The following is a 13753-nucleotide window of genomic DNA, read 5'->3' on the forward strand; positions in this document are numbered from 1 at the left end:
TCTCCCCCGATCCGACGTCAGTCGGTTCCGGCTGAACTTTCGATGCCCCGGCGAACCCAGTTTTCGAGTTGCTCCTGGCGCCCGGATACTGGCTCGGGATCTTCTTCGGAATCGGATACCCGCTTCCAGAGATCATCGAGACTCAACTCGCCTTTGCGAATGCCACGACCCAGGTCGCCCTGCCAGCCTGCATAACGTGCTTCGAGGTTGCTCTGTAGTTGACCGTCTTGAAGGAGAGTATCGGCGGCCGCAAACGCGCGCGCGAGCGTGTCGATTCCGCCGATGTGAGCGTGGAAGAGATCATTCCGGTGCAGGCTTTGACGGCGTAGTTTTGCATCGAAGTTGAAACCACCCGTGCTGAACCCGCCCCCGCGCAGGACTTCGTAGAGCACTAACGTCATTTCTTCGACGCTATTCGGGAACTGATCGGTGTCCCAGCCATTCTGTGGATCACCTCGGTTCGCATCGATGCTGCCGAAGATCCCGTAGGCCAGAGCCTGAGCGATTTCGTGCTGGAAACTGTGGCCAGCCAGAGTTGCGTGGTTCGCTTCGATGTTCACCCGGATCTCGTTCTCGAGTCCGTACTTCTGCAGGAATGCGAACACATGCGCCACGTCTCGATCGTACTGGTGCTTCGTGGGTTCATGCGGTTTCGGCTCGATCAAAAGAGTGCCTTCAAAGCCGATCCGATGTTTGTGTTCGACGACCAACTGCATGAAGCGACCCAGCTGATCGGACTCGCGGACCAGGTCCGTGTTGAGCAGAGTTTCGTAACCTTCGCGCCCTCCCCAGAGCACGTAGTTTTCGCCTCCCAGACGCAAGGTCGCTTCCAGTACGTGTTTGACCTGTGCTGCAGCAAACGCGAAGACCTCGGGGTCGGGGTTGGTCGCGGCCCCCGCGGCGTAGCGTGGATGGCCAAACAAGTTCGCCGTGCCCCAGAGCAGCCGCACGCCAGTGCGTTCCATGTGTTGCGCCATGCGATCGACCATATGATCCAGGTGCGTGCAGCTCTCGCGAAACGTCCCGCCTTCGGGAGCGATATCCCGATCGTGAAAACAGAAGAACGGAACGCCCAGCTTCTCGAAGAACTCGAACGCGACATCGGTTCTGTGCTCCGCCTGGAGCAGAGCGTCACCGTCGCTGGCGAGCCAGGGCCGATCGAAAGTCCCGGCGCCAAAAACATCGCTACCCGGCCAGCCAAACCCGTGCCAGTAGCACGCCGAGATCCGCAGATGATCCACGAGCCGTTTGCCGTGCACGACTCGTTCGGCGTCGTAGTGCCGAAAGGCCAGATCGCTTCGTGAATCTGGACCCTCGTACGCGATTTTGCCGACGTCCGGAAAGAACTCCTCACTCATGTCTGACCCTCTCGTGCCTCGCTGGCCATGGGATTCTACGACAGATTGGAGATTCCCTGGAAAACCGACCGAGTTCGTGCTCAGAATCCGGCTTCGGATCCCTGGCGTAAATGCGCAAGCATGTCTCACTCCGCGCTCTGCAACGTCGCTACTTCAGCAGCGTTGGCGGTGCAGGTTTGACCAACCGCTTGCAATTGACTGAACTCTCTTCCGGGTCGAAACCGACCCGGAGGAAATCTCCGGAAATGAGCCAACCCCGAGCCGGCACGAAGTCGATGATCTTCATCCTGATCACGGTCTTCGTGGATACGCTCGGCTTCGGTGTGATCATTCCGGTGGTTCCGGATCTGATTCAGGACCTGACGGGCGAGGGGATTGGAGCGGCCGCGCGGTACGGCGGTTGGCTGATGTTCGTTTTCGCCCTCATGCAGTTCGTGTTTGCTCCAGTGCTGGGCAATCTCTCGGACCGTTTCGGTCGCCGACCGGTCCTGCTCCTATCGCTTCTGGCTCTGGGCGCGAATTACCTGCTGATGGGTTTCGCACCGACGATCGGCTGGCTGTTCGCGGGACGAATCCTGGCCGGGGGCTTCGCCGCGACCCACGCCACGGCCAATGCCTACGTGGTCGACATCAGTGAACGAGACAAGCGGGCCAAGAATTTCGGCCTGATCGGTGCGATCTGGGGCATAGGCTTCACTCTCGGCCCTGTGGTCGGGGGTCTGCTCGGAGAGTTCGGTCCACGAGTTCCATTCTTTGCTGCGGCGGGGCTCGCTCTGCTCAACACACTGTACGGCCTGTTCGTCTTGCCCGAGACGCTCGCGCCGGAGCAGCGCCGACCTTTCTCACTGGCGCGCGCCAATGTATTCGGTGCCGCGCGACAACTGCGCCGCTACGGCGGGATAACCGCGCTATTTGCATCGTTCATGCTCTACGCACTTGCCCACGACTCACTACCCGCAACCTGGTCGTATTGCGGTATCGAGAAGTTCGGCTGGACGCCCGCCGACATCGGCTATTCCCTGGGAGTGGTCGGCCTTGCCGTCATGTTCGTGCAGGCGGGACTGATCGGTCCGATCGTCGCGCGCTTCGGCGAGCGCCGCACCGCATTTTTCGGCTTCGCATCCATGGCCATCGGCTATATGGGTTTCGCCTATGCTCCTACGACTTCGATGCTCTACGTGTTCGTTATTCCGTTCGCGTTGGGGGGAGTGGCCATGCCCGCCTTGCGCAGCATCATGACCAGCAGGGTTCCAGAGGATGCGCAAGGCGAACTGGCCGGTGCGATCTCGGGCATCATGAGCATCATGGCAATACCCGCGCCGATCTTCATGACCCAGCTCTTCGACATCTTTACCGCCGAGACGGCAGTCTTCTACTTTCCCGGCGCGAGCTTTCTTGCGGCGGGCTTGTTGATGCTGGGTGCCGCGGCAATTGTGTCCGGTGTCTTGCGCGGGAGCGACGAAGCGCCCAATGGAACGAGCGAAGCACCGCACACGACCTGACCCGATCTGCGGTTTCTGGCACAATGGCTGTCAGTATTTCCCGACCGGCTAGGCCGTTCGGAAAGGAGGCCAGATTGTCACTCCCCATCAAGATCCTCGGTGCCCCGGGTTCGCCGTACAGTCGCAAGCTGCGTTCGGTGTTGCGCTACCGTCGCATTCCCCACGTCTGGATTCAGCGCGGCTCGAAGCACCAGGGCCACGTTCCAAAGACTCCGGTTTCTCTCATTCCCATCCTGGTGTTTCCGGGTTCGGACGGTTCGTACAGTGAAGCCGCAATCGATACCACGCCGTTGATTCGGCGTCTCGAAGGTGAGTACAAGGAGCGCTCGGTCATCCCGCCAGACCCCGCACTCGCGTTCATCGATGCGCTGATCGAGGACTACGCCGATGAGTGGCTCACGAAGTGCATGTTTCACTACCGCTGGGCCTTCTCGCAGGATGTGGAGTACGCCAGTCGCGTACTGCCGTACTGGCATAGATTCGATCTGAACGACGAAGAGATTCGGCCGATGGCGAAGCAGTTCGCAGACCGCCAGGTCGAGCGACTCTGGGTCGTCGGTTCGAACGAGACGACCGGCCCGGTCATCGAGCAGAGTTACAAGCGCCTGTTGAAGCTCCTGTCCGAGCGACTCGAAGAGTCGGCCTTCGTGCTCGGCGACCGCCCGTCTTCGTGCGATTTCGGACTCTTCGGCCAGTTGACCCAGTTGATCCAGGTCGACCCCACACCGCTGGCGGTCGCGCGCGCGAAATTCCACCGCGTCGTGGCCTGGCTCGATCTCGTAGAGGATCTCTCAGGCCTGGAAGCGGATGAATCGGACTGGACGTCTCGCGATGCAATCAGCGATCGGCTACGCGCGCTCCTCGGCGAGTTGGGTCGCGTCTACACCCCGTTCCTTCTGGCGAACGCCAGGGCACTCGAGACGGGCGCCGAAAAGGTCGAATGTGAGATCGACGGACGTCCCTGGATACAGAAACCCTTCCCTTATCAGGGGAAGTGTCTCGTCGAGTTGCGCAAGCACTACGCCGGACTCCAGACCAGCGACCGGGCCATCGTCGACAAGATCCTGGCAGGAACCGGCTGCGAGCCGCTGATCAGCTAGCACACTACTGTTTTGAAACTTCGATGCTCTGCGAATCCCGCGGCATCGAGATCATTGTACCGTCGACACCTAGCGTGATGTCTCCACTGAATGCTTTCGCAGTTCCCTCGAGGAAAACTGCCGACATGCCCGGGAGAATCAGCGGCGGTACGACGTGGTAGTACAGAAGGTGGCTTGCACCGGCTTCTTCTGCGGCCTCCGCCGCTTCGACCGGTGATGTGTGGTAGCCCGGGATGTCGGACAGGATCTTCTTCAGGCGCGGGCGGTCGAGTTCTGTTGCTGTTTCTTCCAGTACTCCGACGATCTTGTCGTCCAGCGCCTCGTGGATCAGTAGATCCACACCGCGGGCGTGAAAGATCAAGTTATCGGATTTCGAGGTGTCGCCACTGATCACGACCGAACGACCGCCGTAGTCGAATCGATAACCGACGGCGGGATCCACCGGAGCGTGCTCGACCTGGAATGCGCTGACGCGCAAACCGGCTTCGCTGATCAGAACGATCGATTTGCGCTGCGTGGGAAGAGGGAAGGGCACGGCTTTGAGGCCTGCACCGCTCGGAACGACCGTTTCCGCACCGTGATGAGCGATGCGATAACCCTGATCGTGTCGGTAGGCGAGATTGAAACCGTCGACTACTTCTTCCACGCCACCGGGGGCGTGCACCGGTAATGGGCTGTCCCGGCCGGAACCCGCCCAGCGCTGCATGGAGAGTTCCCCCAGGCCGTCGATGTGGTCGGAGTGGAAGTGGGTCAGGAAGAGCGCTTCTGTGAGGCCGGGCGGTACGCCCATTTGCTGCATATTGCGGCTTCCTCCGCTACCTGCATCCACCACGTATACGGACTTGCCCGCGATCACCGTGACACAGGGTCCCGAGCGTTGCGGATCGGGGAGTGGACCACCGGCGCCGCATAACAACACGTGCAGGCCGTCGTCGAGCGATCCGACGAAATCACTTGCCATGATCTGCGGTGCGGCCTGGCGCATCACCGTCATGGCGATGGGGCCACGGAAGAGCACGAGAGTGACCGCGATCATGAAGATTGCGAACACCAGGCCGATGAGTAGACGTCGGATCAAATTCGATTCCTTTCGGTTCGGGTAAGGCGTGAGGCCGTTTCGAAGGCTCTAGTGGATCCTATCTACCGGAAGCTTCCAACTCGTTGTCCCAGACCGAGATCACGTGGCCTTCGTTGGGGGCACAGCGGCCCTCGAGTGTGTCCTTGAACACTTTCTCGACGACCGACGGACCGTACCCCCGCACGACTTTCAACCAGTTGTCGGAGGCGTTGGCGAACTCGCCCCAGGCCTGGCCGATACGTTCTTGCAGACCCGCGGGACCCCAGTCTTTGGCCCGTTTCTGGATCTGGCCCGGTGCGAAGAAGAACTCCGGCTTCGGTCCGGGCAGATCCGCACCTCCGCCGGAAAGCACGTTACCGCCGCCGGCCTTTTCCCAATGTGTCGCACCCACGCTGCAACTCAGTTTGAGCTGGTCGCCAAAGTGGTGGTGCAGGGCGCTTTTGAACTCCGCATTACCGGCCATGTCGACGAAGACGCTGGGCACGTCATTGGGAACGCTCGTGATCTGGTCGTAGGTGACGACCCGGTCGTAGAATCCCAGGCTCTCGACGAAAGAGGCATTGCTTGCGGAGGTCAAGCCGATGACCGGGCCGTGGCCGCGCTTCGAAAGCAGGAAGCCCAGTGCGATTGAAGTCTTGCTCGACGCACTGGAAACCAACGCCGCGCGAGCTCCGAAATGGTCATTGTCGGCGATGTAGTCATCGACTAGAAACGAAGTCATGAACAGTCCGCGCATCAGCGCAATCTGGTCTTCCCGCGCGGGATCGTAGTTCGGGTCCAGATCCGTGCGCGAGTACTGGCGGTACACGGGTGCGGTCTCGGCCCGATGGGCCGCCGTGTCGGTGAATCCGTCTCCCGTAGCCGCCGGTTGCACGATCAGGTATTTCGACATCGGGAAGAAGCCGAAGACGCGCTGCCCGACCGCTACATCCGGGTGTTTTGACTGGATGACATCGCCAAAGCCCATGGTCGGGATGCGTCCCCAACCTTCGGGTGCCGGATAGAAATTCCAGTAGTTCAGCGAGTCGCCCGCCAGGCAGTAGGAGATGTTATTGGCCGTGAAAGCGAATCGATCGACGCGTAGAAGCGCCTGTCCCTCTTCAATCTCAGCGGGGATCTCGGCCGAGAGGAAGCGACAGTCCTTCCAGTCGCTCTTGTTGACCATGAAATCGGTGTCGGGAATGCCGGCCATTTCGGACTCCTTCTCTCCGCGCGCACCGGGTGCATTCGCGGGTGGGGGCTTTGGGCGGGTACTCCGGGCATGCTCGCCCATTTGGAGTCCGTTCGCGGATTATGGCATAATCATGCCAATAGTGTCAGGCCTCGCTCAGGAGGATTCCATGAAGGTCGAAAACGCAGCCATGACCACCCGCGAGCAGATCCGGGAGTGAGTCGCCCGATCTCGCCTGCGCCCGACGGAAGGGCGCTGCGCTCCCAGCGCAATCGCGAGGCGATTGTCGATGCGATGTTGGAGTTGATCGAGGAGGGTTCTCAGCAGCCGACCGCAGAGCAGGTGGCCGATTTCACAGGTCTGGGGATCCGAACGGTTTTTCGGCACCTGTCGGACTCAGAGAGGCTATTCGAGGCAATCAATGCGCGTGTCAGTGCAGAGGCCGCGCCTCTGCTCCAGGCGGCCCGACCCGAAGGGGATCTTCGCGAGCGAGTGAAGATGCTGGTGCGCGTGCGCAGTCGCTTCTTCGAGCGCGTCGCCGTCTACAAACGCGCCGGTGCGCTCAAGCGCTGGCGTTCGCCCTTCCTCCGCGGCCGCCACGGAGCTTTGGTGAAGGAACTGCGGATGGATCTCCTGCGCTGGTTGCCCGAACTCGAAGGCGAGTCTTCAAACCTGATCGATGCACTCGACCTCTTGACCTCTTTCGAAGCCTGGGACCGTCTTCGAACCGAGCAGGACCTGGGCCAGAAACGCGCGCTCGCCACGATCGAGCGCTCAGTACTGGCTCTGGTGGGCGAGTTTGCGCCCGCTTGAAGGCGATCTCTACAAGACCCGTCCGGCTTCTAATCGGTGATGAGTGAGACAGGCATACAGACGCGCGTCGAAAAGAACTCCGCCAGGTTTTCGATCACGCCCGGCTCGTGGTGCGCCCGCGAGATGACGAAGGCCTGAATCTCCCGCGCCTGCTCCTCGCTCACCAGGTCTGCGAAACTCGCCATGCCGTGAGCGCCGCGCGTACCCCCAAGCACGATCGCAGTCCATTGCTCGTGAACTTCGGATTTCGAAAAGCGCAGGTCGGGTAGGAGACCCATGCTGCGTGCACCTATGCCGTGACAGCGCAGGCAGTGTCGCGCGTACGCTTCTGCACCTCGGGCAACGACTTCTCGACTCACTTCGATGCGCTTGACCGTGACCCGGCCCTCGGGTTTTGCTCGAACGTCGGGCATCGTCTCATTTCCGCCCAATTTCCAGACGATCAGACGTCCTTCATTCTCGTAACTGTGGCCCTCGGCATTCAGACCCATGGCACCGCCGACTCCAGCCAGAACTGCAACGTACTGCTCTCCCCGAACAGAGTAGGTGACGGGCGCGGCCATGATGCCGATGCCGACTTCGCTCGACCAGAGCCGCGCGCCAGTCTCGGCGTCATAGGCCGAAAAGACTCCGCCCCCACCGCCCTGGAATATCAATCCACCGGCGGTCGAGAGTACGCCGCCCGGGATCAGTGATTCGTGGCGTACTTCCCACTCGAGCTTCTGTTCGACCGGATCCCAGGCCAGAAGCCGGGTTGCTCCGCAGGGATTCGGAATCTTCAGTTGGAAGTTCTGGAAGTCCGCCTGCAGTGCGGAGTAGTTCTCCGCCGTGTTCATGGCACGGTGCACGAACTGGAAGTTTGGATCGGGGTCGAAGATGTAGGGCATCTCGATTGCCGGTATATACACAAGACCGGTGTCGGGGGAGAAGCTCATCGGGTGCCAGCTGTGAGCTCCGAAAACCGCAGGCGAAATGAACTTTCTTTCTTCCTCCCAGTTGGCTTCTTCGCGTTCGACCGGACGGCCCGTCTTCGAATCGACGTGGGACGCCCAGCTGACGTGTACGAATTTCTCGGCCGACAGAAACTCGCCAGTCTCCCGATCGAGCACGTAGAAAAAGCCGTTCTTCGGTGCCTGCATCAGCACCTTGCGCTTGCGACCTTCGATTTCGAGGTCGGCCAGTACCATCTGCTGCGTCGCCGTGTAGTCGAAGTGCTCACCCGGAACTGTCTGGTAGTGCCAGGCCAGTCGGCCTGTGTCCGGATGCACGGCGAGGATCGAAGCGAGAAAGAGGTTGTCGCCACCGCCCGGGCTGCGATAACGCCTGAGATAGACGGAAGAATTTCCCGTGCCGACGTAGAGCAGGTCCAGTTCCGGGTCATAGGCCATGGAATCCCATACGGTTCCACCGAGGCCCGACTTCCAGAGTGAATCCTTCGACCACGTGCGCGCAGCCATCTCCAGTTCTGGATGCTCGTGCGGACCTTCGTAGCTTGCGGGTACCGTGTAGAAACGCCAGACGAGCTCACCCGTGCGCGCGTCGTATGCGCTAAAGTAGCCGCGAACACCGAATTCCGCACCGCCATTGCCGATGATGACCTTGCCTTTGACGACGCGTGGCGCGGCCGTAATCGTGTAGGCCTGCTCTGGATCGGTCGTGAGCGTCTCCCACATCAGGTTTCCGGAAAACGCGTCGAGTGCAATCAAGCGCCCGTCGATCGTGCCGACGAATACACGGCCTTCGTGCACTGCGACTCCGCGGTTCACCACGTCGCAGCAAGCATCTCGCCCCTTGGCCTTGGGTACCTTCGGGTCGAACCGCCAGAGCTCCTTGCCTGTAGCAGCGTCGAGTGCGAATACGACACTCCATGAGCCGGTCGCGTACATCACGCCGTCGATCACGATCGGTGTTGCTTCGAGACCGCGCTTCGTTCCAGTTGCGTAGGACCAGGCCACCCCGAGTTGATCGATGTTTCCGCGGTGGATTGCATTGAGCGGACTGTGTCGTTGTTCGTCGAGAGTTCGTCCGTGCAACGGCCAGTCGCCCGAGACATCGGTCGCCGGAACCGGTGCGTCATAGGCGGGTCCGGAGCCAGAGCGATCGCAGCCCGCAAGCAGCAAAAGGCCCAAAATCAGCGCCAGGCGGGGAATGCTCGAAAATGTGGAGAAGCGAATGATCAACTCCGAGTCAGGGGGGTCAAGAGGCCGCGCAAGTTTGACACAGATGCGAACCGGGCGGCTCCCCGTGGATTCCGCCGGGCCGCGCGCACCCGAGCGCACCTGATCGCCAAGCGTCCCGACTGACGCATCTGCCTCTTCATCGCGTTGACAGTCTTGCAGCACGTCGCGAATTTCTCTTGAAGTGATGGGTGCGTTCAATCCGTATTGCCTGAGTTCATATCTGGCCTACCGCTATGTGATTGGCGAGGCTGAAGCCTGGAAACCGGGCCTGGCTCCGTCACTTCCACAGGTCGATTTCGACGAACAGATTCCGGTTGTGGATGCAGACCAGGTCGAGCGAGCTCTGGCGGAACTGGTCACGCCGGACTCCGAGACGGGCATCCTGCTCAGCGGCGGTATCGACTCGGCCATCCTCGCGTCGTATCTGCCTGCCGGAACGCGCGCCTATACGATCCGCTTCATGGCCGAAGGCGCGATCGACGAGAGCCAGATGGCACAGGTCTACGCCGAGCGTCTCGGATTGAACCTGCAGGTCGTGCAGGTCGGTTGGGAGGACTATCAGCGCGACTGCGATGCGTTGATGCGAAACAAGTCCGCACCTCTGCACGCCATCGAACCGGCTCTATTTGTCGCTGCATCGCAGGCGAAGCGCGATGGTCTTTCGCGTCTGGTCGTGGGAAATGGCGCGGACAGCACCTTCGGAGGTCTCGACAAGCTTCTGGCGCGGGACTGGTCATTCGACGCGTTTGTCGCGCGCTATACCTTCATCGACCCCGCGGCCGTGCTGGAAGAACCCGTGGATCTGCGCAGGGTCTTCGAGCCATTCCGCGAGGCCGATGGCATCGACGCTCAGGCCTTCTTGAAGAGCGTGCACGGCCTGGGAATCATTCAGGCCTTTGACAACGCGGTGGGTCTGGCGGGAATCTCGCTCGTCGAACCCTACGAAAACCTGCGCTTCGAAGGTGAACTCGATCTGGTGCGCATCCGCAATGGGGAATCGAAGTACGTGCTGCGTGCGCTCTTCGAACGCCGTTTCCACGGGCTGGAAATCCCCGAAAAGATCGCGTTCGCGCGACCGATGGATCGCTGGCTGGAGGACTGGTCCGGTCCGAAGCGCGATGAGTTCCTCCGCTTTGATATCGACGCCTTCAGCGGGGACCAGCGCTGGCTGCTCTGGTGCCTGGAACGCTTCCTGGATCGCTGCGAAGCGCAGGACTGAAGTGCTCGTCTCGGTCGCGAAGTCCAGCACCTCCTATCCGAAGCAGGCGGTCTTTGATCCCGATACCGCATACCCGGAGTACCCCGGAAGCGCAATCTCCGAGCAGCCCAACGGCGTCTACCGAGCGGTTCGGGACGCCCTTGCATTGCTAGGCTATGACGGTGCCCACTTCGGCCAACGCGACTGGAATCCTCTGGGTCAGCTGATCACACCCGGCCAGACGGTATTCATCAAACCCAATATGGTCGACGACCGTCACCGCTTCGACCAGGACCTGTTCTCTGTCGTGACCCATCCCTCGGTGCTGCGCGCCGTGGCTGACTATGTCGCGATCGCTTTGAAAGGTCGCGGCAAGATCGTGATCGGTGACAATCCGCACGTGGACGCCGACTTCGACAAGCTCCGAGAACACTGCTCACTCGATGCACTTGCCCGGAATCTCCGCGACACCCACGGACTAGAAGTCGAGGTGGTGGACCTGCGTTTCTGGCATATGCCCGATTTGCGTTACTACGGCTTCAAAGAGGGCCGCCGTGCACTCAGCGGAGACCCAAAAGGTGAAACCGAGATCGACTTAGGCCGGTCCTCTTTGCTCGAAGGTGTACCCGTGTGGTTGCTGCGCGGTACCTACCAGAACCGACTCGAGACGATCAGGCATCACTTCTTTGGACGGCATCGCTATGTGTTTTCGAACTCGATCCTCGACGCAGATGTGTTCATCTCGATCCCGAAATTGAAAGCACACGCAAAGGTCGGCGCAACGCTGAACATCAAGGGTCTGATCGGAACGATCGCCAACAAGAACTGTCTGGTGCATTGGCGAATTGGCTATCCGCTCCTCGGCGGTGACGAGTATCCGCCGCCTTCGCGCAAGATCGACTATCTGAAGCTGTACCTACAGCACCTGCTGAGCGATCTTCTGCCGTCTCGATTGTATTTCCGTCTGCGCAACTTCTTGAACGCCACGGCCCTGGGCCGCTGGTACAACCGAACGATCTCCGTCGAAGCGCAAGACCGGCGGATGTTGCGCGGAGCCTGGGAGTCCAACGACACCATCTGGCGGATGACCGTGGACGTCTACAATGCATTCGTAAACGACGTCGCTCGCGTCCGGGCGAAACGGGGCAAGCAGACCCGTTTCTTTTCCGTGGTCGATGGCATCGTCGGTGGAGATACGGACGGCCCACACTTTCCGCATCCCGTGGACAGTCATGTGATCGTCGCGGGTGAAGATCTACTCGCCGTCGATCTGGTGGCCGCGCGCCTGATGGACTACCGGGTATCGGCCATACCCTATCTGAACTACCTGTCGCAGCAGGAAGGCCTGAAGCTCGAAGACATCAGCATTGCTTCGGATGAGTTCGACATCGAAGTGCTGCGCGATCCGAAACGAGAAGTCCTGGGCTTCCGGCCACCGTATCGCTGGCCTTCGCTCTCTGCGCAAGCCAAGGAACCCGGACCTTCCTTCCTACCCTGAGTCCTTCTCGAAACGCTCTAGGGCATCGACCAGGCTAGAAGCGGCGTGTCTGGCCGCCGTGCCGTCGCGGAATGCGACTGCGCGATTGCACCAGGCCGGGCGCGTGGGAAAACTCGGAGCGTCCTGGACGTTGCGTGTCACGAGTCCCGCGAGGGCGGCCGGTTCCGTGCACAGATCGGCCAGGAGATCGGCGCCCACCGGTCGCAACCACAGGTCGAGTTCTGCGGGATCAGCTACGAGTCCCACAGTCGGGCGCCCTAGAAGTATCGACTCCGTAAACGCTCCACTTCGTGCGTCTGCGAGAACCACGTCGGCCAGGGCGAAGAGCATTTCCAGGTCGCCGGTTCCTTCCGCGAGACGGGCACCAGAGGCGCGAATCCGCTGCATGCGCTCCGGTTCCATGCGGATCGTGCAGTGGTGTGGCTTGATCACGACGTCGAAGTCTCGCTGGAGTTCGCTGACCGAATCCAGGAAGCGATCGAGCGAAGAGTTGTGCTCCCACGTCGGAAAGTAGACGAGTACGGGTCGCTTCCCGTCGATTCCCAGTTCCCGCTGCAGGGGATCGGTCTCGACGCGTCCCGCGAAGCTATCGTCGTAGCGGGCAAACCCGGCCAGAAGCAAGCGCTCGGGATCTTTCCACTGCGCAAAGTGTTCGGTGTACATCAGTCCGTGTGCGAGGATCAGATCGAAGGGGGTGACGGAAATCTCGTTCAATCCCCAGGCCATGGGAAAGACCACTGCTCCGTACATCAGGCGCACGTGTAGGCCGCGATGCCGCGCGAGGATTTCGCCGTTCTGTGTCGTAACTGCGTGGGCTTCGGGGTCGGCGCGGGTATCGAACGGAATACCGCGTTCGCGATAAGCCTGAGCCGTTCGATCGAAGTCAAACCAGCCATCCGCTGCAGTGTTCTCGTTTCCGGGTACGCAGACCAGCCTCGCCTCCACGCCCATACGACACAGTTCTCGCCACAATGGCGTGTAGTGCGGCGCTTCCATGGCGTCGATGTGGTAGAGGTCGATCTTCATCGGGTCACCCGGAACCGTCTCCGGAATCCGCGCGTAGCGCCGCGTCCACGGCCGAGGCCACTTTCAGTTCGCGCACACTGCCGCGTACGAGTTCGCGCATCCGGTCCACATCCACGTGGAAATCGACTTCCTGCCATTTCGAGGCAGCGTCGAAAGTCCAGGGGCGCACCAGTACGCCTCGCTCGTACAAGCAATTGAAGACCTCGAGCCAATAGCGATCGATCGAAGACGAGTGACGCGCCAGAAGCTCCAGGTGATCGACGAAGATCGAGCGGGCCCGTTCACCGCGAACCAGGCAGAGGCCGGGTGACTCCGCATCGATCTCATCGGCCTCGATCTCCTTGCTGACGCGACGAATCGCACCTTCGTCGAAACTCACCTTCATATCATCGAAGTCGTAGTCGCCCTTTTCGCTGGTCGCGAGCCAGATGCCCTCGCGGGTATCCGCGCAGAAGTCGCTGAAAACGCCCGGTGTGAACAGATTGTCGCCATTGGTGATCAGGAAATCCGAGGTCATCTCGTGGCGAGCCAGCCATAACGACATCAAGTTGTTTGAGATGGCATAGAACGGGTTGAAGACCGTTCTGACGCGCAATCCGTCTACGTCGTAGGTCTTGATCTTCGCTTCGATCTGCTCCGCGAGGTGTCCGATCACTAGCACGACTTCGTCAACGATTCGAGAATCGCGCAGGCTGGCGAGCTGCTCTTCGATCAGAGTCAGCCCGTTGCCCATGTCGAGCAGCGGCTTGGGTGTGTTGCGGGTCAGCGGCATGAGCCGTTCGCCCTTTCCCGCTGCAAGGATGATGATCTTCATGATCCGCTCCGTGTT

11 protein-coding genes are annotated in these 13753 nt (G+C 60.7%); 5 read left to right on the plus strand and 6 right to left on the minus strand.

Annotated elements, in window-relative coordinates; genetic code table 11:
* Positions 1 to 17 precede the first annotated feature (17 nt).
* Positions 18 to 1358, minus strand: a complete 1341-nt coding sequence (gene xylA, locus GY725_08700) for a xylose isomerase (protein MCP4004260.1) — start codon at positions 1356 to 1358, stop codon at positions 18 to 20.
* Positions 1359 to 1603: 245 nt separating this feature from the next.
* On the opposite strand from xylA, the gene GY725_08705 reads away from it, so the two are divergent.
* Both GY725_08705 and GY725_08710 read left to right on the plus strand, forming a co-directional pair.
* The gene (locus GY725_08705) at positions 1604 to 2860 is read left to right on the plus strand and encodes a TCR/Tet family MFS transporter (GenBank protein ID MCP4004261.1); all 1257 of its coding nucleotides are present in this window, start codon (positions 1604 to 1606) and stop codon (positions 2858 to 2860) included.
* 23 nt (positions 2861 to 2883) lie between these two features.
* A complete protein-coding gene (locus tag GY725_08710; GenBank protein MCP4004262.1) occupies positions 2884 to 3960 on the plus strand; it encodes a glutathione S-transferase family protein in 1077 nt (358 codons plus the stop codon).
* 4 nt (positions 3961 to 3964) lie between these two features.
* Here the strand turns inward: GY725_08710 and GY725_08715 are convergent, their stop codons facing one another.
* Complete coding sequence (locus GY725_08715; GenBank protein ID MCP4004263.1) at positions 3965 to 5038, minus strand: MBL fold metallo-hydrolase; 1074 nt, start codon at positions 5036 to 5038, stop codon at positions 3965 to 3967.
* A gap of 58 nt (positions 5039 to 5096) precedes the next feature.
* Entirely contained in the window at positions 5097 to 6221 is a 1125-nt protein-coding gene (locus GY725_08720) for a DUF2855 family protein (GenBank protein ID MCP4004264.1), read from the minus strand.
* A gap of 204 nt (positions 6222 to 6425) precedes the next feature.
* Between GY725_08720 and GY725_08725 the strand changes: the two genes are divergently transcribed.
* Entirely contained in the window at positions 6426 to 7022 is a 597-nt protein-coding gene (locus tag GY725_08725; protein MCP4004265.1) for a TetR/AcrR family transcriptional regulator, read from the plus strand.
* A 29-nt stretch (positions 7023 to 7051) separates the two neighbouring features.
* On the opposite strand, the gene GY725_08730 is transcribed toward GY725_08725, so the two are convergent.
* Positions 7052 to 9172 (minus strand): PQQ-dependent dehydrogenase, methanol/ethanol family, encoded by a 2121-nt coding sequence (locus GY725_08730; protein ID MCP4004266.1) that lies wholly within the window; start codon positions 9170 to 9172, stop codon positions 7052 to 7054.
* 214 nt (positions 9173 to 9386) lie between these two features.
* Between GY725_08730 and GY725_08735 the strand changes: the two genes are divergently transcribed.
* Both GY725_08735 and GY725_08740 read left to right on the plus strand, forming a co-directional pair.
* A complete protein-coding gene (locus GY725_08735; protein MCP4004267.1) occupies positions 9387 to 10421 on the plus strand; it encodes an asparagine synthase in 1035 nt (344 codons plus the stop codon).
* A 1-nt stretch (position 10422) separates the two neighbouring features.
* A complete protein-coding gene (locus tag GY725_08740) occupies positions 10423 to 11898 on the plus strand; it encodes a DUF362 domain-containing protein (GenBank protein ID MCP4004268.1) in 1476 nt (491 codons plus the stop codon).
* On the opposite strand, the gene GY725_08745 is transcribed toward GY725_08740, so the two are convergent.
* Both GY725_08745 and GY725_08750 read right to left on the minus strand, forming a co-directional pair.
* Positions 11890 to 12924, minus strand: coding sequence for a hypothetical protein (locus GY725_08745; GenBank protein ID MCP4004269.1), 1035 nt, complete (start codon positions 12922 to 12924; stop codon positions 11890 to 11892). The genes GY725_08740 and GY725_08745 overlap by 9 nt on opposite strands.
* Before the next feature lie 4 nt (positions 12925 to 12928).
* Positions 12929 to 13738: an NTP transferase domain-containing protein gene (locus GY725_08750; protein MCP4004270.1), complete on the minus strand. Its 810-nt coding sequence runs from the start codon at positions 13736 to 13738 to the stop codon at positions 12929 to 12931.
* Between the last annotated feature and the right edge of the window lie 15 nt (positions 13739 to 13753).

Source organism: bacterium, assembly GCA_024226335.1.
In the GTDB taxonomy this organism is placed as follows: domain Bacteria; phylum Myxococcota_A; class UBA9160; order SZUA-336; family SZUA-336; genus JAAELY01.

What these genes read in the sequence shown, in the direction of transcription:
- GY725_08735 (MCP4004267.1), top strand. Translation starts at nt 9,387, where the DNA reads ATGGGTGCGTTCAATCCGTATTGCCTGAGTTCATATCTGGCCTACCGC.
- xylA (MCP4004260.1), bottom strand. Translation starts at nt 1,358, where the DNA reads ATGAGTGAGGAGTTCTTTCCGGACGTCGGCAAAATCGCGTACGAGGGT.
- GY725_08750 (MCP4004270.1), bottom strand. Translation starts at nt 13,738, where the DNA reads ATGAAGATCATCATCCTTGCAGCGGGAAAGGGCGAACGGCTCATGCCG.
- GY725_08705 (MCP4004261.1), top strand. Translation starts at nt 1,604, where the DNA reads ATGAGCCAACCCCGAGCCGGCACGAAGTCGATGATCTTCATCCTGATC.
- GY725_08710 (MCP4004262.1), top strand. Translation starts at nt 2,884, where the DNA reads ATGGCTGTCAGTATTTCCCGACCGGCTAGGCCGTTCGGAAAGGAGGCC.
- GY725_08745 (MCP4004269.1), bottom strand. Translation starts at nt 12,924, where the DNA reads ATGAAGATCGACCTCTACCACATCGACGCCATGGAAGCGCCGCACTAC.